General features: G+C 49.5%; 21 protein-coding genes and 3 pseudogenes. 9 read left to right on the forward strand and 15 right to left on the reverse strand.

Going from position 1 to position 25,174, the window contains the following annotated elements; translation table 11 throughout:
• Positions 1 to 55 precede the first annotated feature (55 nt).
• Positions 56 to 1,468, forward strand: coding sequence for a cell division protein FtsP (gene ftsP / locus CRI63_RS13315; RefSeq protein WP_130218174.1), 1,413 nt, complete (start codon positions 56 to 58; stop codon positions 1,466 to 1,468).
• Between the two features lie 88 nt (positions 1,469 to 1,556).
• Here ftsP and CRI63_RS13320 read toward each other — a convergent pair whose 3' ends face one another.
• The 7 genes and pseudogenes from CRI63_RS13320 to CRI63_RS13350 form a co-directional block, all read right to left on the reverse strand.
• Positions 1,557 to 2,861, reverse strand: coding sequence for a TRAP transporter large permease subunit (locus CRI63_RS13320; RefSeq protein ID WP_135519759.1), 1,305 nt, complete (start codon positions 2,859 to 2,861; stop codon positions 1,557 to 1,559).
• Positions 2,862 to 2,871: 10 nt separating this feature from the next.
• The gene (locus tag CRI63_RS13325) at positions 2,872 to 3,354 is read right to left on the reverse strand and encodes a TRAP transporter small permease (RefSeq protein ID WP_135519761.1); all 483 of its coding nucleotides are present in this window, start codon (positions 3,352 to 3,354) and stop codon (positions 2,872 to 2,874) included.
• Positions 3,355 to 3,395: 41 nt separating this feature from the next.
• Positions 3,396 to 4,379: a TRAP transporter substrate-binding protein gene (locus CRI63_RS13330; protein WP_130218168.1), complete on the reverse strand. Its 984-nt coding sequence runs from the start codon at positions 4,377 to 4,379 to the stop codon at positions 3,396 to 3,398.
• A 72-nt stretch (positions 4,380 to 4,451) separates the two neighbouring features.
• Positions 4,452 to 5,460, reverse strand: a pseudogene (locus CRI63_RS13335) (Ldh family oxidoreductase).
• A gap of 10 nt (positions 5,461 to 5,470) precedes the next feature.
• A pseudogene (locus CRI63_RS13340) lies at positions 5,471 to 6,488 on the reverse strand (zinc-binding alcohol dehydrogenase family protein).
• A complete protein-coding gene (locus tag CRI63_RS13345) occupies positions 6,485 to 7,957 on the reverse strand; it encodes a mannitol dehydrogenase family protein (protein ID WP_135519763.1) in 1,473 nt (490 codons plus the stop codon). The pseudogene CRI63_RS13340 and the gene CRI63_RS13345 overlap by 4 nt, the downstream one beginning before the upstream one ends.
• 324 nt (positions 7,958 to 8,281) lie before the next feature.
• Positions 8,282 to 9,031, reverse strand: a complete 750-nt coding sequence (locus CRI63_RS13350; protein WP_135519765.1) for a FadR/GntR family transcriptional regulator — start codon at positions 9,029 to 9,031, stop codon at positions 8,282 to 8,284.
• 248 nt (positions 9,032 to 9,279) lie between these two features.
• Between CRI63_RS13350 and CRI63_RS13355 the strand changes: the two genes are divergently transcribed.
• Complete coding sequence (locus tag CRI63_RS13355; RefSeq protein ID WP_000095187.1) at positions 9,280 to 11,499, forward strand: YgiQ family radical SAM protein; 2,220 nt, start codon at positions 9,280 to 9,282, stop codon at positions 11,497 to 11,499.
• Positions 11,500 to 11,541: 42 nt separating this feature from the next.
• Here CRI63_RS13355 and yqhH read toward each other — a convergent pair whose 3' ends face one another.
• The 4 genes and pseudogenes from yqhH to yqhD form a co-directional block, all read right to left on the reverse strand.
• Positions 11,542 to 11,799, reverse strand: a complete 258-nt coding sequence (gene yqhH, locus CRI63_RS13360) for a lipoprotein YqhH (protein WP_060634551.1) — start codon at positions 11,797 to 11,799, stop codon at positions 11,542 to 11,544.
• 50 nt (positions 11,800 to 11,849) lie between these two features.
• Positions 11,850 to 12,776 (reverse strand): YbjP/YqhG family protein, encoded by a 927-nt coding sequence (locus tag CRI63_RS13365; RefSeq protein WP_135519767.1) that lies wholly within the window; start codon positions 12,774 to 12,776, stop codon positions 11,850 to 11,852.
• 199 nt (positions 12,777 to 12,975) lie between these two features.
• Entirely contained in the window at positions 12,976 to 13,803 is an 828-nt protein-coding gene (gene dkgA, locus CRI63_RS13370; protein ID WP_130218154.1) for a 2,5-didehydrogluconate reductase DkgA, read from the reverse strand.
• Positions 13,804 to 13,906: 103 nt separating this feature from the next.
• Positions 13,907 to 15,072 (reverse strand): annotated as a pseudogene (yqhD, locus tag CRI63_RS13375) (alcohol dehydrogenase).
• Between the two features lie 193 nt (positions 15,073 to 15,265).
• Between yqhD and yqhC the strand changes: the two are divergent.
• Positions 15,266 to 16,165: a DNA-binding transcriptional regulator YqhC gene (yqhC, locus tag CRI63_RS13380; RefSeq protein WP_205713415.1), complete on the forward strand. Its 900-nt coding sequence runs from the start codon at positions 15,266 to 15,268 to the stop codon at positions 16,163 to 16,165.
• A gap of 39 nt (positions 16,166 to 16,204) precedes the next feature.
• Here yqhC and yghB read toward each other — a convergent pair whose 3' ends face one another.
• Together yghB and metC are read right to left on the reverse strand one after the other, a co-directional pair.
• Positions 16,205 to 16,864 carry a DedA family general envelope maintenance protein YghB gene (gene yghB, locus CRI63_RS13385; protein WP_064529651.1) on the reverse strand — a complete coding sequence of 220 codons (660 nt, stop codon included), beginning with the start codon at positions 16,862 to 16,864 and terminating at the stop codon, positions 16,205 to 16,207.
• A 139-nt stretch (positions 16,865 to 17,003) separates the two neighbouring features.
• On the reverse strand, positions 17,004 to 18,191 hold the full coding sequence (gene metC / locus CRI63_RS13390; protein WP_130223967.1) for a cystathionine beta-lyase: 1,188 nt from the start codon (positions 18,189 to 18,191) through the stop codon (positions 17,004 to 17,006).
• Between the two features lie 251 nt (positions 18,192 to 18,442).
• On the opposite strand from metC, the gene exbB reads away from it, so the two are divergent.
• Positions 18,443 to 19,177, forward strand: coding sequence for a tol-pal system-associated acyl-CoA thioesterase (gene exbB / locus CRI63_RS13395; protein ID WP_130208037.1), 735 nt, complete (start codon positions 18,443 to 18,445; stop codon positions 19,175 to 19,177).
• Positions 19,178 to 19,183: 6 nt separating this feature from the next.
• The gene (gene exbD, locus CRI63_RS13400; RefSeq protein WP_130208035.1) at positions 19,184 to 19,609 is read left to right on the forward strand and encodes a TonB system transport protein ExbD; all 426 of its coding nucleotides are present in this window, start codon (positions 19,184 to 19,186) and stop codon (positions 19,607 to 19,609) included.
• Between the two features lie 158 nt (positions 19,610 to 19,767).
• On the opposite strand, the gene yghA is transcribed toward exbD, so the two are convergent.
• Positions 19,768 to 20,652, reverse strand: coding sequence for an NADP(+)-dependent aldehyde reductase (yghA, locus tag CRI63_RS13405; RefSeq protein WP_135519771.1), 885 nt, complete (start codon positions 20,650 to 20,652; stop codon positions 19,768 to 19,770).
• Positions 20,653 to 20,842: 190 nt separating this feature from the next.
• On the opposite strand from yghA, the gene CRI63_RS13410 reads away from it, so the two are divergent.
• Positions 20,843 to 21,337 carry a TIGR00645 family protein gene (locus tag CRI63_RS13410; protein ID WP_000439331.1) on the forward strand — a complete coding sequence of 165 codons (495 nt, stop codon included), beginning with the start codon at positions 20,843 to 20,845 and terminating at the stop codon, positions 21,335 to 21,337.
• 39 nt (positions 21,338 to 21,376) lie between these two features.
• Here CRI63_RS13410 and gpr read toward each other — a convergent pair whose 3' ends face one another.
• Positions 21,377 to 22,417: an L-glyceraldehyde 3-phosphate reductase gene (gpr, locus tag CRI63_RS13415; protein WP_135410457.1), complete on the reverse strand. Its 1,041-nt coding sequence runs from the start codon at positions 22,415 to 22,417 to the stop codon at positions 21,377 to 21,379.
• A 156-nt stretch (positions 22,418 to 22,573) separates the two neighbouring features.
• Here gpr and yghX point away from each other — a divergent pair, with 156 nt between their 5' ends.
• The 3 genes from yghX to hybO all read left to right on the forward strand — a co-directional run bounded on the left by yghX (position 22,574) and on the right by hybO (position 25,174).
• The gene (gene yghX, locus CRI63_RS13420; protein WP_135519773.1) at positions 22,574 to 23,461 is read left to right on the forward strand and encodes a YghX family hydrolase; all 888 of its coding nucleotides are present in this window, start codon (positions 22,574 to 22,576) and stop codon (positions 23,459 to 23,461) included.
• A 118-nt stretch (positions 23,462 to 23,579) separates the two neighbouring features.
• Positions 23,580 to 23,867 (forward strand): DUF2623 family protein YghW, encoded by a 288-nt coding sequence (gene yghW, locus CRI63_RS13425; protein WP_001059136.1) that lies wholly within the window; start codon positions 23,580 to 23,582, stop codon positions 23,865 to 23,867.
• Positions 23,868 to 24,055: 188 nt separating this feature from the next.
• Positions 24,056 to 25,174: a hydrogenase 2 small subunit gene (gene hybO / locus CRI63_RS13430; RefSeq protein WP_130208025.1), complete on the forward strand. Its 1,119-nt coding sequence runs from the start codon at positions 24,056 to 24,058 to the stop codon at positions 25,172 to 25,174.

Raw genomic sequence — 25,174 nt, forward strand, 5'->3', positions numbered from 1 at the left:
TGCGGGAACACTTTCCTGCACGGTATTACTTTAGCCAGTTTTACATGGAGCAAATATGTCACTCAGTCGGCGTCAGTTCATTCAGGCATCGGGGATTGCACTTTGTGCAGGCGCTGTTCCCCTGAAGGCCAGCGCAGCCGGGCAACAGCAACCGCTACCCGTTCCGCCGCTGCTTGAATCTCGCCGTGGGCAACCGCTGTTTATGACTGTACAACGTGCGCACTGGTCATTTACGCCAGGAACGCGCGCGTCGGTCTGGGGAATCAATGGCCGTTACCTGGGGCCGACTATCCGCGTCTGGAAGGGCGACGATGTTAAGCTTATTTACAGCAACCGCCTGACAGAAAATGTCTCAATGACGGTGGCCGGGCTACAGGTACCAGGCCCGCTGATGGGCGGTCCGGCACGGATGATGTCGCCAAACGCTGACTGGGCGCCCGTACTGCCTATTCGCCAGAACGCAGCTACTCTGTGGTATCACGCCAATACTCCCAACCGCACGGCTCAGCAGGTCTATAACGGCCTTGCCGGGATGTGGCTGGTGGAAGATGAAGTCAGCAAGTCGCTGCCTATTCCCAACCATTATGGTGTGGATGATTTTCCGGTCATTATTCAGGATAAACGGCTGGATAACTTTGGTACGCCAGAATACAACGAACCGGGAAGCGGCGGCTTTGTTGGTGATACGCTGCTGGTTAACGGTGTGCAAAGCCCGTACGTTGAAGTCTCGCGTGGCTGGGTGCGCTTGCGACTGCTGAACGCGTCGAACTCTCGTCGCTATCAACTACAGATGAGCGATGGTCGCCCGTTACATGTGATTTCTGGCGATCAGGGATTCCTGCCTGCTCCTGTATCGGTGAAGCAACTTTCGCTGGCACCGGGCGAGCGTCGTGAGATTCTGGTGGATATGAGCAACGGTGATGAAGTGTCGATCACCTGTGGCGAAGCGGCGAGTATTGTTGATCGTATTCGTGGCTTCTTTGAGCCATCCAGCATTCTGGTTTCTACGCTGGTGCTAACGCTGCGCCCAACTGGGCTACTGCCACTGGTCACTGACAGCCTGCCGATGCGCCTGTTGCCGACTGAAATTATGGCCGGTTCACCGATTCGTAGTCGTGATATTAGCCTGGGTGACGATCCTGGTATCAATGGGAAGTTGTGGGACGTCAACCGTATTGATGTCACCGCGCAGCAAGGAACGTGGGAGCGCTGGACGGTACGCGCGGACGAACCGCAAGCGTTCCATATTGAAGGCGTGATGTTCCAGATCCGTAACGTTAACGGCGCAATGCCGTTCCCGGAAGACAGAGGCTGGAAAGATACCGTTTGGGTCGACGGACAAGTGGAGCTGCTTGTCTATTTCGGTCAGCCTTCCTGGGCGCACTTCCCGTTCTACTTTAATAGCCAGACGCTGGAAATGGCGGACCGTGGCTCGATTGGGCAACTGTTGGTCAATCCGATACCGTAATGGACCAATTAAATCTCCTGGCGATATGCAGTCACGGTGAGGAAAGACGTAAACAGACGGGCCTGAATCATTCAGGCCCGTCTGTTTGTCAGGTTGAAAATAATCCTGGCAGCATCAGACTAAGCTGCGGGAAATAACAAATAATTGCCATTACTACAAACAATGCCAGAAACATCGGCAGTAATGGTTTTATTGCCCTGTCGATACTGACCTTACCAATGCTGCACCCCACAAACAGAATGGTGCCGACAGGTGGTGTGCAAAGGCCAATGGTTAAGTTGAAAACCATAATTATGCCGAAGTGAATGGGATCAATCCCCAGATGTTGGGCGATCGGCAGGAAAATAGGTGTAAATATCAGGATCGCCGGCGTGATATCCATAAAGGTACCGACGATCAACAGAATAATATTAATAATAAATAGAATGACCCATTTGTTATCCGAAACACTGGTAATCAGTTCGTTGATCAACTCAGGAACATCAGCATTCGTCATGGCCCATGACATCCCCATTGAACAGCCTACTAGTAACAGAACAATTGAACTGGTTACTACGGAGTCTAACAGAATGTCATTGAGTTTCTTGATGGTGATTTCACGGTAAATCATTGCCAGGACTAAACTATAAATTACCGCAATTGCTGATGCTTCTGTGGGCGTGAATACCCCTGCGATAATACCGCCAATAATGATAAAAATAAGCATCAGGCTGGGAATTGATTCGCGGAATACCTGCAAAAACTGACGAAAATTGATGCGTTCTGCCACCAGATAATGGTTACGTCGCGCATAAAGTGCAGCCACAAACATTAAAGCAATAGCGGTGAGAATGCCTGGCAAGTATCCGGCTAAGAACAATGCAGCAACAGAAGTCCCTCCGCTGGCGAGTGAATAGACAATCAACACATTGCTCGGTGGGATCATCAGGCCAATAGGTGCAGAGGCAATATTAACCGCCGCAGAGAACGCCGGATCATAGCCCTCTTTTTCCTGCAGTGGTGACATAATCCCACCTACCGCGGCGGCTGACGCAACAGCAGAACCTGAAATAGCACCAAACAGCGTGTTTGCAAGGATATTACAATGAGCCAGTGAGCCTGGCAGACGCCCAACTAATGCTTGCGCCAGGTTAACCAGCCGCCGGGCGATGCCTCCGGTATTCATAATGTTTCCGGCTAACACGAAAAATGGAATGGCTAATAACGTAAAGCCATCCAGTCCCACTGTCATTTTTTGCGAAATCACAGAAATGGCGGCATCGGGAGGTAAGGCAGTAATAATAGATAACAGTGAAGAAAGGCCAATAGCAAAAGTAATTGGCACGCCTATTGCCAGCATGACGGCAAAACTGCCAAATAAAATTAAGACGGGGTAGATATATTCAAAGTCCATACTTCCCTCGTTAATGAGAATTCCGTTTACGATAGTTGTCAATAATATTCATCACTGAATACCAGACCAGAATAAGCCCACTGGCAGGCATAACCCAATAGACTTTATCCATCGGCCACTTTAATACAGGGGAAATTTGTCCAACATGTTGGGCCTTTTCAACAACAATATTTCCGCCATAGATCATGAAAATAACTGCAAAGACGGTAATGATAATTTGGATAAAACTGTCAAGTGTCAGAACAGATGCCGTAGGAAGTTTTTGCGCCAATAAGTCAATAGCCAGATGTTTTTTTAAACCGGCTGTATATACACCGCCTAATAAAATCATCCACATGAATAAAATTTGGGTAAATTCATCAAGCACGGTGCTGGGAGCATTAAAAATAAAACGAGCAATAACTTGCCAGGTTACGCAGAACACCATAATGGCAAGAATGATGCTGCAACATCCGGAAAGGATCTTGTTAAGAATATGAGTGAGTGTTCGCATAAGTCTTCCATGAAAGGGCAGGAATTACCTGCCCATTAAGGTTACATACTTTCTACTTGCTCAAGGTTTTTAGCCGATTGTGCATCTTTCGCCTTGAATTCATCGTATAGCGGTTTTACGCGTTCTTTGAAAGCGGATTTATCAACATCAACCACTGTTGCGTTCATCTCTTTCATTTTGTCGTAGGCTTCTTTTTCAGCGGCAGGCCAGATGACATCTTTCATTTGCATCATGGACTCATCGGCTGCCTTTAATAATGCCGTACGCTCTTTGTCGCCAAGTTTATTCAACACATTGGTGCTGATAATTAACACATCAGGCACCATGGTGTGCTCATCACGTGAATAGACTTTTGCCACCTCGGCGTGACGCATATCAGAATAGACAACGGTATTGTTCTCTCCGCCATCAACCACGCCTTGCTGAAGGGCGGTATAGAGTTCACCCTGGGCCATAGGTGTGGCGACACCGCCAAGTGCTTTCATCATTGCAATGGCGCTGGGGCTTTGCTGAACCCTGATTTTCATTCCTGCTAAATCTTCAGGTTTAGTAATTGGTTTATTGGCGTAAAAACTTCTCGCTCCGCCGTCATAATATGTGATACCGACGAAGCCTTTGCTTTCTGATGATTTGAGTATTTTTTTACCTAAATCACTTTGCAGAACGCGATAATAATGATCACGGTCACGGAATAAGAAAGGCAGGCTGAAAAGACTGTAATCCGGGGCGAAAGATTCCAGTGACGCAGCATTCACTTTCACCATCTGCAATGCGCCAGAGTTCATTAGTTCCAGTGATTCGCGCTCGTTACCCAATGTCGCATTTGGGTAAATACGAATAACTAGTTCACCATTAGAATATTCTTTGGTTTTATCAGCTAAATAGCTTAATGCTTTATGGACAGCATGGCTTTTATCCTGATTATGACTGAGTTTTAATGTTGTTTTTGCCAGTGTGGTATTGGAAATTAATAAACAACTGGTCAACAGCATAAGCGATGCCGTCAGAGGACGAAGTGCTTTCATATCCTGCTCCTGGTTAATATAACAGAAACGATAAATACAGCGCTTTTCTATCGTTATAATAAAAAGTGGTTATTAATTCGTTGTCAGATAATGGAAAATCCCTGCCGGAACGGGAATGCCTTCCTGCTGACATTTTTCTTTGTAGTGTATTTGTGGATCATTCGGCGCTAACACTTTTTCGACGCCGGGAACCGGTTTAACGGCATGAAGTTCCGTGACCATTTGCGCCATAGTTTTGCAAAACAGGATTGCCGAGCTTTTTCGGATCGATGGCAATAACCAAACTTGCCAGCTTACGCATCTTGTCATAATCGCCATACATGCGAACAATATGGTTACCAAAATTCGCATTCATCAGCACGCCAGTCAGTGCATCTATAGCCAGCGCAATGCCTGAACCTTTGTGCTGACCGAAAGGTAACAGGTTTTCAATTTTATGCGGATCAGTGGTGCCATTACCGTCTTTATCTATCGCCAGTCCTTCACCAATATGTTTTCCGGTTTCCTTTGCATGAAGTATTTTGCCGAAAGCCGTGGCACTGGTCGCCATATCAACAATCATCGGATGGCTGTTTTCCACCGGGAAACCAAAGGCGATGGGGTTCGTTCCTAAAAAGCGCTCGGCACCGCCATGAGGAGCCACACAGGTATCGGTTTGCGTCATTACGATAGCAATCAATTCTTGGTTGGTGACCATCTCTGCAAAATAAGATAACGCGCCACAGTGAGAGGCGTTTTTAACGCTAACAAACCCAAGACCTTCTTCCTGTGCCAGTTTGATGGCGTGCTCTGTGGCACTAATTAATGCTGAATGCCCCATCCCGTCATCAGAGTCGAGAATGGCCACTGACGGTGATATTTGCTCAATACTAAATTGCGCGGTTTTATTTAACCCTCCGGCAGCAAGGCGAGTGCAATAATGTTCGACACGCATAACACCGTGAGAATGCACACCGGTAATATCGGCATGTACTAAAACATCCGTAACTTGTTGTGCGGTGTTAGTATCCAGCCCGGCAGTATATAATTTGTGGTGTACCAGTGATTTTAAATTTGCTTCACTGACATAAACAGTTGTCATCTTTGTTCCCTCAAAAAGTGATCACACCCTTGATCATATTTTTATTTTCTACAACGTTACGCTGGTAATTTTCGCCAACATTAAAGAAATTAAACTCCTGGTTTTTCATTAAGTTTTCGTGAATTTTATTGCTGCGCATCAGTTCAATAACTAACGCGAAATCTTCCCGTGTGGCATTACGACTGCTGAGTAACGTTGTCTCTTTTTTGTGGAAGGTTGGATCGTCAATAACGAGTTCACCGATATACAAACCGATGAAAACAATTTTGCCGCCATGACGAATAAGATTTACATCCTGACTCATCGAGGCTTTATTTCCCGTAGCATCAAGTACGACGCAAGCCAGTTCGCCGCCAAACACTTCACTAAGCGCGGTAATAAAATCTTCCTGTGTGGGATCGAAGGCATTAATAGCAAGATTATCCACAACGTGCTGGCGACGTTGACTATCAATATCAGCAACAACAACCTGTGCCCCTTTAGCCCGAGCGATGGATGCGGTAGCCAGACCAATTGGCCCGGCGCCAATCACCAGTACGTTTTGTTCAGACGCGATCTCAGCCCGACGAACGGCATGTGCGCCAATGGCGAAGCATTCAACCAATGCGCCGGCGCTGTCGCTGACCTCGTCAGGGAGCGGCACAAGATTGTCTTCACGTACCGCAAGATACTCACTAAAACCCCCATCCTGATGCACGCCATATAGCGAAACACGTTCACAGCAGTTTGTTTTTTCTTCCCGACAGGCGGCGCACTCACCACATGGAATGCATGGGATAACGGAATAGCGCTGGCCTGATTGTGCAATCTGGCACTGACTGCCTCGCGAAACCGCTTCGGCGCATATTTCATGACCTAATACACGTGGGTAGCTAAAAAAAAGGCTGTCTCCCGGCAAATGCGTGAATATCAGTACCACAAATACCCACAGCTTTGATTTTTAATAGCACTTCATTATCTGCTGGTGTGGGAATATCCTTTTCCACATATTCCATAACGCCAGGCTGCTGACAAATTAATGTTTTCATTTTTGCTTATCCGATAATAACTGGCTGATGGTGGCCTTGATGCCTTTGTTTTTTATATTCGCAAAAGCGATTTTTATTTCATTTATAAATGGTTGATGATTGCTTAATTCACCAAATATGGCGCTAAGGTGCAGTAATGCGAGCGCCTGTTGCCATGCGTCTTGTTGTTCCTTAATTAGCGCATGAAATTGTTCACTCATTGGATCAGCGACAGACTGGCTTTTCTCAACAGCTTCAATGACATAATGCAACCAACCAGCAACGAGCAGTGACAGAACAGCATTGTTTTGTTTTTGCTGATGCAATTTCAGCCAGGGAGTCAGCGCACGCTGGGGAAGCTTTTGCGAACCGTCCATAGCGATTTGCCCGGTACGGTGTGCAACATTACGGTTGCTAAAGCGTTCAATTAACAGGTCGGCGTATTCCTGGGCATCGATATTTAAGTCTGGATTAAGTGTTCGGGCTTGTTCATTAATCATCAACTGGCGGGTAATGGAACGAAAATCAGCGTCTTCCATGCATTGCCAGATAAATTCATAGCCTGCCAGTGAGCCGTTATAAGCCAGAAATGAATGGCTACCGTTTAACATGCGTAACTTCATCTCTTCATAAGGCTGAACATTGCTGACAAACATCGCGCCTGCTTTATCCCATTGTGGTCGCCCGTGAACAAAATTATCTTCGATCACCCACTGACGAAATGATTCGCAGACAATCCCGCAGGGATCGGCATAACCGGTTTTAGTTTCCAGTAAGGCGAATTGCGATTCGGTCATTGCCGGAACAATGCGATCTACCATCGTGCCTGGAAATGAGACATTTTCTTCGATCCACTGAGCCAGGGGCTGATCCAGTTGTCGGGCAAAACCGAGAACGGCATTTCGCGTCAGATGCCCATTGTCTGGCAAGTTGTCGCAGGAGAGCACGCTAAAAGCGGCGAGTCCTGCCGCTTTACGTTGTTGCAAAGCACAGACGATCAAGCCAATAGCCGACTGAGGCGCATCCGGGTTTTGTAGATCGTGTTTGATTAATCCATTGGTGAGATCAAGTGATCGCGTTTGCGAATCGAGGCAATAGCCTTTCTCGGTGATGGTTAATGAAACGATTTTTACCTGAGGTTCAGTCAATTTCTGGATTGCTGCGGTAATGCCATCCACGGGGGTATGAATACCGCCAGTCACCGAACGCACAAGGCGTGAGGTAGATTGCGATGCAGACGTTTCCACCACCGAAAACAGCCCATTTTGCGCATTTAAGTTTTCAATCAGTTGAGCATCACCAAACAGGTTGATCTCAAAGATCCCCCAGCGGGTGTCCGAGAGCTGATTAGTGAGATCCGTGTAGACAGCCTGGTGTCCGCGATGAAACGCGCCAAAACCAATATGGACAATATCTGCCTGTAACCTGTCCCGAGGCCAGATGGTTACCTGATCATAGTTGGCGACAGCGATGCTTTCGTTCCCTGACATTATGCTCTTACTCCTGGTAGCTGGTGTGTATAGACCAATTTACATAATTCACTAGACCAAAAACAGAGAGATGCATCACGCTTGCAGAGAAAGGTAAAAGTACGGAACAGAACAACGAGGTGTTATTTATGTCTATATCAATGAGTTATAAGAATAAATTGAAAGGAAAGTTTTTTAGGTGTCAGTTTTTGGGATAATTGCCGCTAATCTAAGATATCTGATGATAATCGATTTATTAGACCAATTAAAAAGAGAGCGTGTACCAGTGGAGGGCGGAACGCAGAGCCAGCGTCATTTTTTACGTCAGCTCTGGACTAATGAAGGTTAACGAGCGAAGAAAAAGTCATCAAAGTCGCTGATGGAAGCGTCTTGTTTGAAGATTTTGATCAGTTCATTTTTGCTGTTTTCCAGATGGTTCCAGGATGCTTCCCTGGCAAGCTCTGAATCTTTCTGTTGCAGCGCAAGGAAAATAGCCTGGTGATCTTCCAGCCATTGCAGACGCAAATGCTTTTCGTGAAGGTATTTGTAGTTCAGCTTCTTCCAGCGGGGGTTTTCTGTGCGCACTGCCCGCCATAATTCGGCGGCTTGTTTGATGAGTACCCGATTTTGCGTCGCTTCGGCAATAAGGCTATGAAAACGATGATCCAGTTCTTCAAATTTATCGCTTTCCGCAGCGATGGCTTTTTCCTGTAATCCAATGATTTTCTTCAACTCTTGTAACTCGTTAAAGCTGATCTGGCTGGCAGCAAAACCGGTAATATTGCTCTCAATTACCTGACGTGCCTGCAACAGTTCAAACGGGCCAATTTCTGAATAAGGCATTAATGATTTCTGATTGAGCTTATCGGTGGAATCGACAAAGAAGATCCCTGACCCTTGCTTCACATTCAGCACGCCTTTGAGTTCCAGCATAATGATAGCTTCACGAATGGTAGTCCGGCTGGTATTAAACCGCTCGCTCAGTTCACGTTCTGAAGGTAAGCGCTCTCCGGCTTTAAATACGCCTGAATACAGCAGCTCTTCAATCTGTAGACCAATATCGTAATAGCGGCGCTTTGTAATAACCTGTTCCATACCTTGCCTTACTGTGGGTGTCCTCGGTTAGCTGATCGTCGTGCAACATGACCTGAACGTTGCTGATCGGCATAAATAGTAGCGGCAGTTGCCACGCTACCGCTAGCCTTAAATGTGTTTGCCTCGATCGGCAGTGAAAACTTCACCAGGTATTTTGTCACCGTTTATCAACATCACTTCATTTCCGCGCGCGATACAGCGTATAATCCCCGGCCTTTGATTATTTTTTTACCATTTCTGGAAGCAAAATGAGCTCTATCTCCCTGATCCAACCGGATCGCGACCTGTTCTCCTGGCCGCAGTACTGGGCCGCCTGTTTTGGACCGGCACCGTTTTTGCCGATGTCTCGTGAAGAGATGGATCAACTTGGCTGGGATAGCTGCGACATCATTTTGGTTACTGGCGACGCGTATGTCGATCACCCAAGCTTCGGGATGGCGATTTGCGGTCGTATGCTGGAAGCGCAGGGCTTTCGCGTTGGGATCATCGCCCAGCCGGACTGGAGCAGCAAAGACGATTTTATGCGTCTGGGTAAACCGAATCTGTTTTTCGGCGTTACCGCAGGCAATATGGACTCGATGATCAACCGTTACACTGCCGATCGCCGTTTGCGTCATGACGATGCCTACACACCGGATAACGTCGCGGGTAAGCGCCCGGATCGCGCCACACTGGTTTATACCCAGCGTTGTAAAGAGGCGTGGAAAGATGTGCCGGTGATCCTAGGCGGTATTGAGGCTAGTCTGCGCCGTACCGCGCATTATGATTACTGGTCCGATACCGTGCGCCGTTCCGTGCTGGTGGATTCGAAAGCCGACATGCTGATGTTCGGTAACGGTGAACGTCCGCTGGTGGAAGTGGCGCATCGTCTGGCGATGGGCGAGCCGATTAGTGAAATCCGCGATGTGCGTAATACCGCGATTATCGTGAAAGAAGCACTGCCTGGCTGGAGCGGCGTGGATTCCACCCGTCTCGATACCCCGGGGAAAATCGACCCGATCCCGCATCCGTATGGTGAAGACCTGCCGTGCGCGGATAACAAACCGGTGGCGCCGAAAAAACAAGAAGCCAAAGCCGTTACCGTGCAGCCGCCGCGCCCGAAACCGTGGGAAAAAACCTACGTGTTGCTGCCTTCTTTCGAGAAAGTGAAGGGCGACAAAGTGCTGTACGCTCATGCTTCGCGTATTCTGCACCACGAAACTAACCCAGGCTGCGCTCGCGCACTGATGCAAAAACATGGCGACCGCTATGTGTGGATCAACCCGCCTGCTATTCCGCTTTCTACCGAAGAGATGGACAGCGTCTTTGCGCTGCCGTACAAGCGCGTGCCGCATCCGGCTTACGGTAATGCCCGTATTCCGGCTTACGAAATGATTCGTTTCTCGGTCAATATTATGCGCGGCTGCTTTGGCGGCTGCTCTTTCTGCTCTATTACCGAGCATGAAGGGCGCATTATTCAGAGCCGTTCCGAAGATTCGATCATCAATGAGATCGAAGCGATCCGCGATACCGTTCCTGGCTTTACTGGCGTGATTTCCGATCTCGGTGGGCCAACTGCCAACATGTATATGTTGCGCTGCAAATCGCCACGCGCTGAGCAAACCTGCCGTCGTTTGTCGTGCGTTTATCCGGATATTTGTCCGCATATGGACACTAACCACGAACCGACCATCAATCTCTATCGCCGTGCTCGCGATCTGAAAGGGATTAAAAAGATCCTGATCGCCTCCGGCGTGCGTTACGACATTGCCGTGGAAGACCCACGCTATATCAAAGAGCTGGCGACCCATCACGTCGGCGGTTATCTGAAGATTGCCCCGGAACATACCGAAGAAGGGCCGTTGTCGAAGATGATGAAGCCGGGCATGGGCAGCTATGACCGCTTTAAAGAGCTGTTCGACACCTATTCCAAACAGGCAGGTAAAGAGCAGTATCTGATCCCATATTTCATCTCTGCACACCCCGGTACGCGTGATGAAGATATGGTGAACCTGGCGCTGTGGCTGAAAAAGCATCGTTTCCGTCTCGACCAGGTACAGAACTTCTACCCATCGCCGCTGGCTAACTCGACCACCATGTATTACACCGGCAAAAACCCGCTGGCGAAGATTGGTTATAAGAGTGAAGACGTCTTCGTACCGAAGGGCGACAAACAGCGTCGTTTGCATAAAGCGTTGTTGCGTTACCACGATCCGGCAAACTGGCCGTTAATCCGCCAGGCGCTGGAAGCAATGGGTAAAAAGCATCTGATTGGCAGCCGTCGCGATTGCTTAGTGCCTGCGCCAACCATTGAAGAGATGCGCGAAGCTCGCCGTCAGAACCGCAATACCCGTCCGGCGTTGACCAAACATACGCCGATGGCGACCCAGCGTCAGACGCCTGCTACGGCAAAAAAAGCGTCGTCTACGCAATCTCGTCCGGTGAATGCTGGCGCGAAGAAACGCCCTAAAGCGGCGGTCGGACGTTAAAAACAATCCCCGGCAACTGACACGCTGCCGGGGATTTTTTTATCATTCTGCGTACATACGCAAGCAGCGCAGGCAATCAAAATAGTCTTGTGCATCAAGACGCGTATTAGCTCTGTTAGCTTCAGATTTTGCCGCATAGATTTGCGGGCGTAATGCTTTCATATCCTGCTCAAGTCGGGTGATTTTGGCATTTAATGTTTGCACATTGCTCGCCAGTTGATTGACCTTTTGCTCATTGACGCAGCCACTGAGCAAGCAGGTTGCCAGAACAACAGCTCCCACGGTGAAAATCGTTTTCATATAGTGTTCCCTTTTATTTATTGTTCCGGCTAATTGTTATTTAATTCAGCTCATTGCTTTAATCTGGCGGCGGTTTTCGCCTCAATCTGTTTAAGGAGGCTGCCGCTGTTCGGGCGGATAAAATCGGCAATCTCCCACTTACCCTCACGCCGCTGTAAAACAAATTCTTGCTCTTCGCTGTTGCCATTGGTCAATGCAAAACGAACATAAATACGAGCGGAGTCGGCAGTTTTCTCCAGCACACGAATTTCATCAACGCGTGAAAATAACGACTCTTCGCCAAAACAGATTGGGTTGTCGTAGATAAATTGCCGCTCTAATTGCATATTTTCATCGGAGTTACTGTCAGTCTTGAAGGTGGTTTTATAGAAGGCATTAACAGCCTGGCGATAGGTGTTGGAAACAACCCACGTCCAGGGCCAGCTATAATGAGTGATATGGTCAAACAACTCGGCGACAAAGGCTTCAGGCTGCTCTTTTTGCAGCGATGCCAGTACCGCCAATATTTTTTCATTCTCACCATTAACCGACTGCCAGACGCTGCCATGATTGCTGACAATATCATCAATCACCCAACGACCATTTTCTGCCACCATCTTCAGTGTTTGCGTGGTCTTTTCTTTATCGTCTTTATAGGGACGAAAGCGCACAAGGGCATCCACGTGATCGGCATCCGTTTGAGTAACAGCGACACTTTCTAACACCAGATCGCCGTAATCCTGACAATCGCAAACCGGATCGTAATCCAGCCAGCCAATATTACCCGGCAGTGTGAGATTGTCATTCAAGGTTAGCGCCTTTTGCATTCGCGTTGATGTTATTGCTTGCTCACTGTTATCAGCGAAATAAGGAACGCTAGCCCCACCGGTATAGTGTTGATAAATCTGCCTGACTGTTTGTTCAGCGGTTAGCGAGGGGGATTGCGCCTGGAGGGTAAAACTTAAAAAGGCTGCCAAAAACAGAATCATTATTTTCATCTGTTTTTCACCTCTCCGTCGCGTTTATCCCTGGTGTAGATGAGTTGTTCCTTTAAGAGCTTCCAGCTCCGCATGATGATGTCCTTATATTTGGTGTTCCTGAACAGGGGAGAGTAACAACGGGCGGGAGGCGAGGGGAATAAATGATTTCTGAAAAGTCCGGTAGCGGAACATTACCGCTACCGGGAGAATTTGTGCGTTAGCCGCTGAACTGGTCGGGATCGGGGCCGAGGCGTTTACCCTGGTCGAGTTTTGCAATGTCACCAAGTTCGTCTTTGTCGAGACGGAAATCCCAGACATCGAAGTTTTCGGCAATTCGTGAAGGGGTGACCGATTTCGGGATTACGACCAGACCGTTATCCAGATGCCAGCGGATAACAATCTGCGCCGGGGTTTTGCCATACTTATCTGCCAGATCGCGAATGATTTTCTGATCGAATACGCCTTTCCCGCCCTGGGCTAATGGGCTCCAGGATTCGGTCTGGATTTTGTGTGTGGCGTTCCAGGCATGCAACTGACGTTGCTGCATCAGCGGGTGAAGTTCTATCTGGTTAATGACAGGCGCCACGCCAGTTTCATCAATCAGGCGCTGAAGATGGTGGATCTGGAAATTGCAGACGCCGATACTTTTGATTAATCCCTCTTTTTGCAGCTCAATCATTCCTTTCCATGCTTCGACATAATGGTCGATTGCGGGAACGGGCCAGTGCATTAAGTAGAGGTCGATATAATCAAGCTGGAGTTTTTTCAGACTGTCGAGTAGGGCTTCGCGAGGGCGCTTGTGGTTGTCGTTCCACAGTTTCGTGGTGATGAACAGATCTTCTCTGTTAAGTGCGGAATTTTTCAGGGCTTTGCCGACACCTTCTTCGTTCTTGTAGGCTGCGGCGGTATCAATCGAACGATAACCCACTTCTAACGCTTTTTGAATAGCGGTGATAACTTCCTCATTACTTGCTTGCCAGACGCCCAGTCCCAGCTGGGGCATGACATTGCCGTCCTGTAGCTTAATAACGGTTGGATTAGCCATACGTTCCTCCTTATATGAACTCACCGGAGCAGGCACCGGTGAGATGTTGTGAACTTAAGTCTGGACGAAATGCCCGAAAACGAAAGTTTGAGGCGTAAAAAGCTTAACGGGCGGCTTCGTAGATGCGGCGGCTGACTTCCAGCGTAATGTCATTGATTTTCGCCCAGTTGGGTCATGCCGTGTTCTTCCAGTTTTTTCAGCAATGCCGGGATAGAGCTGCCGTCCAGACCGTAGTCGGAAAGATGTGTCGGCACGCCTAATTGCTCGAAGAAGTTACGGGTAGCAGCAATCGCAGCGTCAATGCGCTCGTCGTCGGAACCTTCGGTGATGTTCCAGACACGTTCAGCGTATTGCAGCAGTTTCGCGCGCTTGGTGTCGCGTTTTTCATTCCACAGTGCAGGCAGGACGATAGCCAGAGTTTGTGCGTGATCCAGACCGTGCATCGCAGTCAGTTCGTGGCCCAGCATATGCGTTGCCCAGTCCTGCGGTACGCCAGCGCCGATCAAACCGTTCAGCGCTTGGGTCGCCGCCCACCATGACGTTGGCGCGCACATCGTAGTTTTCTGGTTCTTTCAGGGCCTTCGGACCATCTTCGATCAGCGTCAGCAAAATACCTTCTGCGAAGCGATCCTGAATTTTGGCATCAACCGGTTTGGTCACATACTGTTCTACGGTGTGCACAAAGGCGTCCACTACGCCGTTAGCCACCTGGCGCGGCGGCAGGGTATAGGTATAAACCGGATCGAGTACGGCAAATACCGGCTGAACATGGGCAGAATGGAACGCCTGCTTGTCGCCAGTGGTTTTACGGGAGATAACCGCTCCCGCGTTAGATTCAGAACCGGTCGCTGGCAGTGTCAGCACACAGCCCATCGGGATAGCGCTTTTAATCTCTTTGCCGCCAGTTTGCAGGATATGCCACGGATCGACGTTTTCAGGATAATTTGCCGCTGCGGCGATAAATTTGGTGCCATCCAGCACGGACCCGCCGCCAACCGCCAGCAGGAAAGTCACTTTCTGTTCGCGAACCAGTTTTACGGCGTTCATCAGCGTTTCATAAGCCGGGTTTGGCTCGATACCGCCAAACTCCAGCACGTCCATACCTTTCAGTGCATCCAGAACTTGATCGAGGACGCCGGTTTTTTTCACACTACCACCGCCGTAGGTAATCAATACGCGGGCGCCATGAGGAATTTGCTCGCGTAAACCAGCGATAGCGCCTTTACCAAACAGAATGCGGGTTGGGGTGTGCAGATTAAAGTTGTTCATTACTTGCTCCCTTTGCTGGGTCAATATGAGGGCAGAGATCGGTCTGCCTGATGTTTTTCATTGTGGTCGCCTGCGTCGTGGCTCTCAATGCTCATTTCTGCCAATGTCTTGCCTATTTCTCCAGAGTGCTGGAGAAATGGTACAAAATTGCGCACAATCAAATTGCCGCATTATTCCTAAGAAATTACGCGATATGAAACGTGAAGAGATATGCCGCCTACTGACGGATAAAATTAATAGACTGAAAGATAAAGAAAATAGTTTGTCAGATATGTTGCCTGATGTGCGCTTATTGTATGGCGAGACCCCCGGTGCGCGTACGCCAGTGATGTATGAACCTGGCATCATAATTCTCTTTTCTGGGCATAAAATCGGTTATATCAATGAACGCGTGTTTCGCTATGACGCCAATGAATACCTGTTGCTGACGGTGCCGTTGCCGTTTGAGTGCGAAACCTATGCCACGCCAGAGGTGCCACTGGCGGGGGTGCGTCTCAATGTTGATATTTTGCAGTTACAAGAGCTGTTGATGGACATTGGCGAAGATGAACATTTCCAGCCGTCGATGGCTGCCAGCGGTATTAATTCCGCTACATTGTCTGAAGAGATTTTATGCGCGGCGGAGCGGTTACTGGATGTGATGGAACGACCGCTGGATGCGCGCATTCTCGGTAAACAGATTATCCGCGAAATTCTTTACTATGTGCTGACGGGGCCTTGCGGCGGCGCGTTACTGGCACTGGTAAGTCGCCAGACGCATTTCAGCCTGATTAGCCGCGTGCTGAAACGAATTGAGAATAAATACACCGAAAACCTGAGCGTTGAGCAACTGGCAGCAGAAGCCAATATGAGCGTTTCAGCGTTCCACCATAATTTTAAGTCTGTCACCAGTACCTCGCCGTTGCAGTATCTGAAGAATTTCCGTCTGCATAAGGCGCGAATGATGATAATCCACGACGGCATGAAGGCCAGCGCGGCGGCGATGCGCGTCGGCTATGAAAGCGCGTCGCAATTTAGCCGTGAGTTTAAACGTTATTTCGGTGTGACGCCGGGAGAAGATGCAGCCAGAATGCGGGCGATGCAGGGGAGTTAAATGCGTTCCCGGCATGGCCACCGGGAACGGAGGAAATCGTCAGGCACTAGAGTACTTTTTTTTAATCACCACGAACAGCGTGCCTAACAAGCCAGCGGTTAGCAAGGCAATCGGCAGGATCATCAGGAACGTCATCACCTGATCTTCATGGCGTTTTACAAACGGGATCATGCTTAAGGCATAGCCAAAACTGGTTACCACGCTGACCCATAGCAACCCGCTTAACCAGTTGAAAAACTGGAAGCGGCGGTTTGGCAGTCCGGAAATCCCCGCCATGGTTGGCAGCAGCGTGCGGACAAAGGCGAGAAAACGTCCAGCAAGCAGCGCCAGCAGACCGTGGCGGTCAAACATACAGGTGGCGCGCTGGTGATATTTGGCCGGAAGCTGTGCCAGCCAGCCTTTCACCGTTTTGGTATTACCCAGCCAGCGTCCCTGAATATAACTCAACCAACAACCCAGGCTGGCTGCGGCAGTCAGTATCGTGATTGTTGGCAGAAAATCCATAACCCCTTGGGCAATCAATGCGCCAGCCAGAATCAACAAGCTGTCGCCAGGCAAAAATGAGGCGGGCAGCAGGCCGTTTTCTAAAAACAGCGTGGCAAACATGACAAAGTAAACAACGCTAACAATGTGAGGGTCCGCCAGCGCGGCAAAGTCATGTTGCCAGAGCGCAGCGATAATATCTTGAATAACAGCCATGGACTTTCCTGTGGAACAGCGTTTAAGCCTTAATTTGACTATTGTACTCCTGAATCGTCCGGGACGCCTTGATCCCGGACGCAACAATTTAAGACTATTCACAATTAAATGTCTGCAAAATTGTCCAAATTTGGCAATGTTACACAATTCGCGCGAAGCCGGCGTCCAGATCGGCAATCAGATCGTCGACGTTTTCCAGACCAATATGCAGGCGAATCAAGGTGCCGCTAAAATCGATCTTACCTTGCGGGCGGATGGCGGCGAGATGTTCTGGCTGGTTCGCGAGGATCAAGGATTCATACCCACCCCATGAGAAGGCCATGCTGAATAAACTGAAGTTATCCAGATAGTTCGCCAGTTCTTCGTCATTAAGTTTTTTCTTCAGGACAAAGGAAAATAGTCCGCTGCTACCTGTAAAGTCTCGTTTCCAGAATTCATGGCCTTTACTGCCTGGCAGAGCAGGGTGGTTAACTCGCTCAACCTGCGGATGTGCGGCAAGCCATTCTGCCACTTTCAGGCTGCTTTCATGATGTTGGCGCAGACGCACGCCCAGTGTACGCAGGCCACGACTGGTCATATAGGCGGTATCTGCGTCGACCATCTGCCCCATCAGATAGGCATTTTCCCGCAGTTGCTCCCAGCAACGGGCATTGCACACGGCAGTGCCAATCATCGCATCTGAATGCCCTACCAGATATTTGGTGGCGGCCTGAATAGAAACATCAATACCAAAATCAAGAGCTTTGAACAGCACTCCGGCAGCCCAGGTGTTATCGATCATAATGATGGCGTCCGGCACCACACTGCGTACGGCGGCAACAATCGCCGGAACGTCGTGGACTTCCATGGTGATGGAGCCTGGCGATTCCAGAAACACGATTTTAGTGTTTGGCTGCAGATGTTTAACGATATCGGCACCAATCAGCGGATCAAACCATGATGTCGTTACGCCCAACTTGCTGAGGATTTTGCTACAGAAATCCTGGCTCGGCTCGTAGGCGGTATTGGTCATCAACACATGATCGCCCTGTTCAACAAAAGCAAGAATGGAATTGGCAACCGCTGCCGCCCCGCAAGGAAACAGCGCGCAACCTGCGCCACCTTCCAGTTCGCACATCGCTTCTTGTAAGGAGAAATGGGTTAACGTTCCGCGCCGTCCATAGAACAACTCGCCATTGGCGCGATTGCGCGTCGCATGTTTTTTGGCTTCCACACTGTCAAAGACCAGCGAAGAGGCGCGCTGAATCACGCTATTTACCGCGCCGAGAGTGTATTTTTTGCTGCGTCCTGCATTGACCAGTTGAGTATCAAGTTGTTTGTCTGCCATGTTGGGATTCCTGTTTTTATACGTCTGGATGTCTAAACTAGCACGAATGAGGTTATGCGCATCCTGAAGAATTGGCATAAAGCAGAAAAATTTCGCAAAAGGTGTACTGGTGACTTTTTTACTGCGTAAACGCAAAGAAAAGAAAGCAAAGGTACGGCAGTATGCAAATAGTAATGAGAACGACTATCAATTCGACGTCGTTTTGATATTATTGTGCGCAGATTTTGTGACTTGCGTCCTGGAGATACACAGTGGGTAATAATTTAATGCAGACGGACCTTTCCGTCTGGGGTATGTATCAGCACGCCGATATTGTCGTTAAGTGCGTGATGATTGGGCTTATTTTGGCCTCCGTAGTCACCTGGGCAATCTTTTTCAGTAAGAGCGTAGAGTTCTTCAACCAGAAGCGTCGCCTGAAGCGCGAGCAGCAACTGCTGGCTGAAGCACGCTCTTTAAACCAGGCCAGCGATATCGCCGCTGATTTTGGTAGCAAAAGCTTAAGCCTGCATTTGCTCAATGAAGCGCAGAACGAGCTGGAACTGTCAGAAGGCAGCGACGATAACGAAGGTATTAAAGAGCGTACCAGTTTCCGCCTTGAGCGTCGGGTCGCCGCAGTAGGTCGTCAAATGGGCCGCGGTAACGGTTATCTTGCTACCATCGGCGCAATTTCGCCGTTCGTTGGTCTGTTTGGTACGGTCTGGGGCATCATGAACAGCTTTATTGGTATCGCGCAAACGCAAACTACCAACCTGGCAGTGGTTGCACCGGGTATTGCAGAAGCGTTGCTGGCAACGGCAATCGGTCTGGTGGCAGCGATTCCGGCGGTCGTTATCTATAACGTATTTGCACGCCAGATTGGCGGCTTTAAAGCGATGCTTGGCGATGTCGCAGCGCAGGTATTGTTGCTGCAAAGCCGTGACCTGGATCTGGAAGCCAGCGCCGCTGCGCATCCGGTTCGTGTTGCACAAAAATTACGCGCAGGATAATGTCCGATGGCAATGCATCTTAACGAAAACCTCGATGATAACGGCGAAATGCATGATATCAACGTGACGCCGTTTATCGACGTGATGTTGGTTCTGCTGATTATCTTTATGGTGGCGGCACCGTTAGCGACGGTAGATGTGAAGGTGAACTTGCCTGCTTCTACCAGCACGCCGCAGCCGCGCCCGGAAAAACCGGTTTATCTGTCGGTGAAGGCGGACAACTCAATGTTTATCGGTAACGATCCGGTCACCGATGAAACGATGGTTACGGCGCTGAATGCGTTAACCGAAGGTAAGAAAGACACCACCATCTTCTTCCGTGCAGATAAGACCGTCGACTACGAGATGTTGATGAAGGTAATGGATAAGCTGCATCAGGCAGGTTACCTGAAGATTGGTCTGGTCGGCGAAGAAACAGCCAAAGCGAAGTAAAGAGAATTGCCTGATGCGCTACGCTTATCAGGCCTACAAAATCTATCGCAACATATTGAGTTTTCATAAGTTTGTAGGCCAGATAAGGCGTTTACGCCGCATCCGGCAAGGTTAAAAGCACAATGATGCCCGGTTGCTATCACACAACCGGGTATTTTTTAGCCTAAATGTTCGCCGCCACACACGCCGTGCACTTCTGCGGTGACATAGCTCGACTCCTGACTTGCCAGATAAACATATACAGGGGCCAGCTCCGCCGGTTGCCCCGCACGTTTCATCGGCGTTTGCTGACCAAACTGCGGGATCTTATCCTGCGTCTGTCCGCCGGAAATTTGCAGTGCTGTCCAGATAGGGCCTGGCGCGACAATATTCACCCGAATACCTTTCTCCGCGACCTGTTTTGCCAGGCCACGGCTGTAGTTCAGAATCGCCGCCTTCGTAGCCGCATAGTCCAGCAAATGCGGGCTTGGCTGGTAGGCCTGGATTGAGGAAGTGGTGATGATACTGGCGCCTTTCGGTAGCAGGGGAATTGCTTCCTGGGTTAGCCAGAACAGCGCGAAAACGTTAATGGCAAAGGTCTTTTGAAACTGTTCGCTGGTGAGGTCTGCAATATCAGGAATGGCAACCTGTTTCCCGGCGACCAGCGCCATAATATCCAGCCCGCCTAACGCCTTATGCGCGTCGTGAACCAGTGAACGGGCAAATTTCTCATCGCTTAAATCGCCCGGCAGCAGAATGGCTTTGCGTCCGCATTCTTCAATGATCTTTTTCACATCCTGAGCATCTTCTTCTTCCACGGGAAGATAACTGATCGCCACGTCAGCGCCTTCACGCGCGTAAGCGATGGCGGCAGCGCGACCGATTCCGGAATCGCCCCCTGTCACCAGTGCTTTACGATCTTTCAGGCGACCGCTACCAACATAGGTTTTCTCGCCGCAATCTGGCACGGGCGTCATCTTCGCCTGAATGCCGGGCGCTGGTTGTTTCTGTTTGGGATATTCACCAGTGTAATACTGTGTGGTCGGGTCTTTTAAATGAGACATCGCTTTTCTCCCTTCAGGTTCAACGTCCTTTAAGGGTAGACGCACGCGCCACGGTAATCAGGGAACCAGGAAGATCCCTAAATCTCAGAATTATGCGACAACGGTTTAACGTATATGTTGATTTGCTGTTGCGTGCTGTTAACTCAATTGCGATATACTGTTGCCCGTTTTAACTACACGACAGGAATGTATGGAACGTTTTCTTGAAAATGCAATGTATGCTTCTCGCTGGCTGCTTGCCCCCGTGTACTTTGGCCTTTCGCTGGCGCTGGTTGCCCTGGCGCTGAAGTTCTTTCAGGAGATTATTCACGTCCTGCCGAATATCTTCTCAATGGCAGAATCAGATTTGATCCTCGTGTTGCTGTCGCTGGTGGATATGACGCTGGTTGGCGGTTTGCTGGTGATGGTGATGTTTTCCGGTTATGAGAATTTCGTCTCGCAGCTGGATATCTCCGAGAACAAAGAGAAACTGAACTGGCTGGGGAAAATGGACGCAACGTCGCTAAAAAACAAAGTGGCAGCGTCGATTGTGGCAATCTCTTCCATTCACTTACTGCGCGTCTTTATGGATGCGAAAAATGTCCCGGATAACAAACTGATGTGGTACGTCATTATCCATCTGACGTTTGTGCTTTCTGCATTTGTGATGGGCTATCTTGACCGACTAACTCGTCATAATCACTGATCTGATTCGGGCGCGGTTCTCGCGCCCGGTATGAACTTGTTATTTATCGGAAGATGCTTGCCACAGGTTTAGCTCGCCATCGGCAATATGCTGGTCAATCTGCGCCAGTTCTTCGGCACTAAACGCCAGATTATTCAATGCCTGCACGTTCTCCTCCAGTTGCTCTGGACGACTGGCACCAATCAATACCGACGTCACTCGCTCATCTTTCAGCAACCAGCTTAACGCCATTTGCGCCATCGACTGACCGCGCTGCTGCGCCATTTCATTCAATAACCGCAGGCTGTTGAGGTTAGCGTCGGTGAGCATTTTCGGTGTCAGGCCGCGCACTTTATGACCTTCGCGATGCATCCGTGAATCTTCAGGAATGCCGTTGAGATATTTTCCGGTCAGCAATCCCTGGGCCAGTGGAGTGAAGGCAATGCAGCCCACGCCGTTATTTTGCAGGGTATCCAGCAGGCCGCTTTTATCCACCCAGCGGTTCAGTAAATTGTATGAAGGCTGATGAATTAACAGCGGAATTTTCCACTCGCGCAGCAACTCGACCATTTTTTGCGTCCGCTCTGGCGAGTATGAAGAGATCCCAACATACAGCGCCTTACCACTTTGCACCGCATGGGCAAGCGCAGAGGCGGTTTCTTCCATTGGCGTATTTTCATCGACGCGATGAGAGTAAAAGATATCGACATACTCAAGCCCCATACGCTTCAGGCTTTGGTCGAGGCTGGCGAGCAGGTATTTACGTGAGCCGCCAGAGCCGTACGGGCCGGGCCACATATCGTATCCGGCTTTGGTAGAGATAATCAGTTCATCGCGATAAGCGGCAAAATCCTCCCGCAGCAGGCGACCAAAGTTCTCTTCTGCGCTTCCTGGAGGTGGCCCGTAATTGTTGGCTAAATCAAAGTGCGTAATGCCTAAATCAAACGCTTTACGCAGGATCGCACGCTGTGATTCCAGCGCGTTAACGTGACCGAAATTGTGCCATAAACCGAGCGATAACGCGGGCAGGCGTAAACCGCTTTTTCCGCAATACCGGTACTGCATCTGCCCGTAACGTTCGGGATTCGCTAACCAGACCATGACATCTCCTTTCCACCATTCAATTTCGAAACAATGTTTCTAGTCTAGCGATTTACCAGGACGTATCCCGTAGCATCGCTCACAGAGTGACGAAAAACTGGGCAAAAACACACGCTTATGCTTTGCTTAAAAAAACAACAGTTGAGGAGTAAAACGATGCCGCGTTTGACCGCCAAAGATTTTCCGCAAGAGTTGCTGGATTACTACGACTATTACGCTCACGGGAAAATATCGAAACGTGAGTTCCTCAACCTGGCAGCGAAGTACGCGGTGGGCGGGATGACGGCGTTAGCGTTGTTTGATTTGCTCAAGCCAAATTACGCGTGGGCGACCCAGGTGGAGTTTACCGACCCGGAGATTGTCGCTGAGTACATCACGTATCATTCGCCAAATGGTCACGGCGAGGTACGTGGTTATCTGGTGAAGCCTGCGAAGATGAGCGACAAAACACCCGCTGTGGTGGTCGTGCATGAAAATCGTGGGCTGAATCCGTATATCGAAGATGTAGCACGGCGGGTGGCTAAAGCGGGATACATTGCTCTGGCACCCGACGGTTTAAGTTCCGTTGGTGGTTACCCGGGAAATGATGATAAAGGCCGCGAACTGCAACAGCAGGTTGATCCAACCAAACTGATGAATGATTTCTTTGCCGCAATTGAGTTTATGCAACGCTATCCCCAAGCCTCGGGCAAAGTTGGCATAACCGGATTTTGCTATGGCGGCGGCGTCTCGAACGCTGCTGCCGTGGCGTATCCGGAACTGGCCTGTGCGGTGCCTTTTTATGGTCGCCAGGCACCTACTGCCGATGTGGCGAAGATCGAAGCGCCTTTACTGCTCCACTATGCTGAACTGGACACCCGAATCAATGAGGGCTGGCCCGCTTACGAGGCGGCGTTGAAGGCCAATAACAAAGTCTATGAAGCGTATATTTATCCGGGGGTTAACCATGGATTCCATAATGATTCCACGCCACGTTATGACAAATCAGCCGCCGATCTTGCCTGGCAAAGGACGCTGACATGGTTCGATAAATATCTTTCCTGATGTGTTTATCCCTTAAAGGATAACGTCCTACATGTGCAGGAAAAAATAGCGTGCGTAAAAGTCGGAGTTTGCCTAAAATATCGCTATATATACTGATATATAGCGTCTGAGGTAAACGATGAATAACCATTTCGGTAAAGGCTTAATGGCGGGATTAAAAGCAACGCATGCCGACAGTGCAGTTAATGTGACTAAATTTTGCGCCGATTATAAACGTGGTTTTGTATTAGGCTACTCGCACCGGATGTATGAAAAGACCGGCGATCGCCAGCTCAGCGCCTGGGAAGCGGGTATTCTGACGCGCCGTTATGGGCTGGATAAAGAGATGGTAATGGATTTCTTTCGTGAGAATAATTCCTGTTCTACGTTGCGCTTTTTTATGGCGGGTTATCGCCTCGAAAATTGATCAAACATACGTATTATCTTGCTTTAATTAATTACACTAATGCTTATTCCCTTCGTTTTAGCGCCCCGCCGCAGTATCATTGTAATGATAACCATAATAAATGTGTGGTAAATGGCGCATCGATCGCATTATTGATTTTGCGGTTGAGGCAAAATATATGCCAGGTCTTCGCAACGGAATAACTATAAATGACTGGAGATAACACCCTCATCCATTCTCACGGCATTAATCGTCGTGATTTCATGAAGCTTTGTGCAGCATTAGCCGCCACCATGGGGTTAAGTAGCAAAGCCGCCGCAGAGATGGCCGAATCGGTCACTAACCCGCAGCGCCCGCCGGTTATCTGGATTGGCGCGCAGGAATGCACCGGTTGTACGGAATCTCTGCTTCGTGCGACGCATCCAACGGTAGAAAACCTCGTGCTGGAGACTATCTCTCTGGAGTATCACGAAGTGCTTTCTGCCGCCTTCGGCCATCAGGTTGAAGAGAACAAACACAACGCGCTCGAGAAATACAAAGGGCAGTATGTGTTGGTTGTGGATGGTTCCATCCCATTAAAAGATAACGGTATTTATTGCATGGTTGCCGGTGAGCCGATTGTGGACCACATCCGCAAAGCGGCAGAAGGCGCAGCAGCCATTATCGCTATCGGTTCCTGCTCCGCGTGGGGCGGCGTCGCCGCTGCCGGGGTTAACCCGACTGGCGCGGTCAGCCTGCAAGAAGTTCTGCCAGGCAAAACCGTTATTAACATTCCAGGCTGCCCGCCGAACCCGCACAACTTCCTCGCGACCGTTGCGCACATCATCACTTACGGTAAACCGCCGAAGCTGGATAACAAAAACCGCCCGACCTTCGCTTATGGTCGTCTGATTCACGAACATTGCGAACGTCGTCCGCACTTCGATGCTGGTCGTTTTGCCAAAGAGTTCGGCGATGAAGGCCACCGCGAAGGCTGGTGCCTGTACCACCTCGGCTGTAAAGGGCCAGAAACTTACGGCAACTGCTCAACGCTGCAATTCTGCGACGTTGGCGGCGTGTGGCCGGTGGCAATTGGTCACCCATGCTATGGCTGTAACGAAGAAGGTGTCGGCTTCCATAAAGGCATCCATCAGCTTGCCAACGTCGAAAACCAGACGCCGCGTTCACAAAAACCGGATGTCAACGCTAAAGAAGGCGGCAACGTCTCTGCGGGCGCTATTGGTTTGCTCGGCGGTGTGGTTGGGCTGGTTGCCGGTGTCAGCGTGATGGCGGTGCGTGAACTGGGTCGTCAGCAAAAGAAAGATAACGCTGACTCACGGGGAGAATAA

It is taken from the genome of Escherichia sp. E2661, from assembly GCF_004745185.1.
Taxonomy (GTDB): Bacteria; Pseudomonadota; Gammaproteobacteria; order Enterobacterales; family Enterobacteriaceae; genus Escherichia.

Excerpts from the sequence above, each read along its gene's own strand:
- gpr (WP_135410457.1), bottom strand. The coding sequence starts at position 22,417 with ATGGTCTGGTTAGCGAATCCCGAACGTTACGGGCAGATGCAGTACCGG.
- yqhC (WP_205713415.1), top strand. The coding sequence starts at position 15,266 with ATGAAACGTGAAGAGATATGCCGCCTACTGACGGATAAAATTAATAGA.
- CRI63_RS13365 (WP_135519767.1), bottom strand. The coding sequence starts at position 12,776 with ATGAAAATAATGATTCTGTTTTTGGCAGCCTTTTTAAGTTTTACCCTC.
- CRI63_RS13320 (WP_135519759.1), bottom strand. The coding sequence starts at position 2,861 with ATGGACTTTGAATATATCTACCCCGTCTTAATTTTATTTGGCAGTTTT.
- yghA (WP_135519771.1), bottom strand. The coding sequence starts at position 20,652 with ATGTCTCATTTAAAAGACCCGACCACACAGTATTACACTGGTGAATAT.
- exbD (WP_130208035.1), top strand. The coding sequence starts at position 19,184 with ATGGCAATGCATCTTAACGAAAACCTCGATGATAACGGCGAAATGCAT.
- yghW (WP_001059136.1), top strand. The coding sequence starts at position 23,580 with ATGAATAACCATTTCGGTAAAGGCTTAATGGCGGGATTAAAAGCAACG.
- dkgA (WP_130218154.1), bottom strand. The coding sequence starts at position 13,803 with ATGGCTAATCCAACCGTTATTAAGCTACAGGACGGCAATGTCATGCCC.
- CRI63_RS13355 (WP_000095187.1), top strand. The coding sequence starts at position 9,280 with ATGAGCTCTATCTCCCTGATCCAACCGGATCGCGACCTGTTCTCCTGG.
- hybO (WP_130208025.1), top strand. The coding sequence starts at position 24,056 with ATGACTGGAGATAACACCCTCATCCATTCTCACGGCATTAATCGTCGT.
- CRI63_RS13325 (WP_135519761.1), bottom strand. The coding sequence starts at position 3,354 with ATGCGAACACTCACTCATATTCTTAACAAGATCCTTTCCGGATGTTGC.
- CRI63_RS13350 (WP_135519765.1), bottom strand. The coding sequence starts at position 9,031 with ATGGAACAGGTTATTACAAAGCGCCGCTATTACGATATTGGTCTACAG.
- yghX (WP_135519773.1), top strand. The coding sequence starts at position 22,574 with ATGCCGCGTTTGACCGCCAAAGATTTTCCGCAAGAGTTGCTGGATTAC.
- CRI63_RS13330 (WP_130218168.1), bottom strand. The coding sequence starts at position 4,379 with ATGAAAGCACTTCGTCCTCTGACGGCATCGCTTATGCTGTTGACCAGT.
- ftsP (WP_130218174.1), top strand. The coding sequence starts at position 56 with ATGTCACTCAGTCGGCGTCAGTTCATTCAGGCATCGGGGATTGCACTT.
- CRI63_RS13345 (WP_135519763.1), bottom strand. The coding sequence starts at position 7,957 with ATGTCAGGGAACGAAAGCATCGCTGTCGCCAACTATGATCAGGTAACC.
- yqhH (WP_060634551.1), bottom strand. The coding sequence starts at position 11,799 with ATGAAAACGATTTTCACCGTGGGAGCTGTTGTTCTGGCAACCTGCTTG.
- yghB (WP_064529651.1), bottom strand. The coding sequence starts at position 16,864 with ATGGCTGTTATTCAAGATATTATCGCTGCGCTCTGGCAACATGACTTT.
- metC (WP_130223967.1), bottom strand. The coding sequence starts at position 18,191 with ATGGCAGACAAACAACTTGATACTCAACTGGTCAATGCAGGACGCAGC.
- CRI63_RS13410 (WP_000439331.1), top strand. The coding sequence starts at position 20,843 with ATGGAACGTTTTCTTGAAAATGCAATGTATGCTTCTCGCTGGCTGCTT.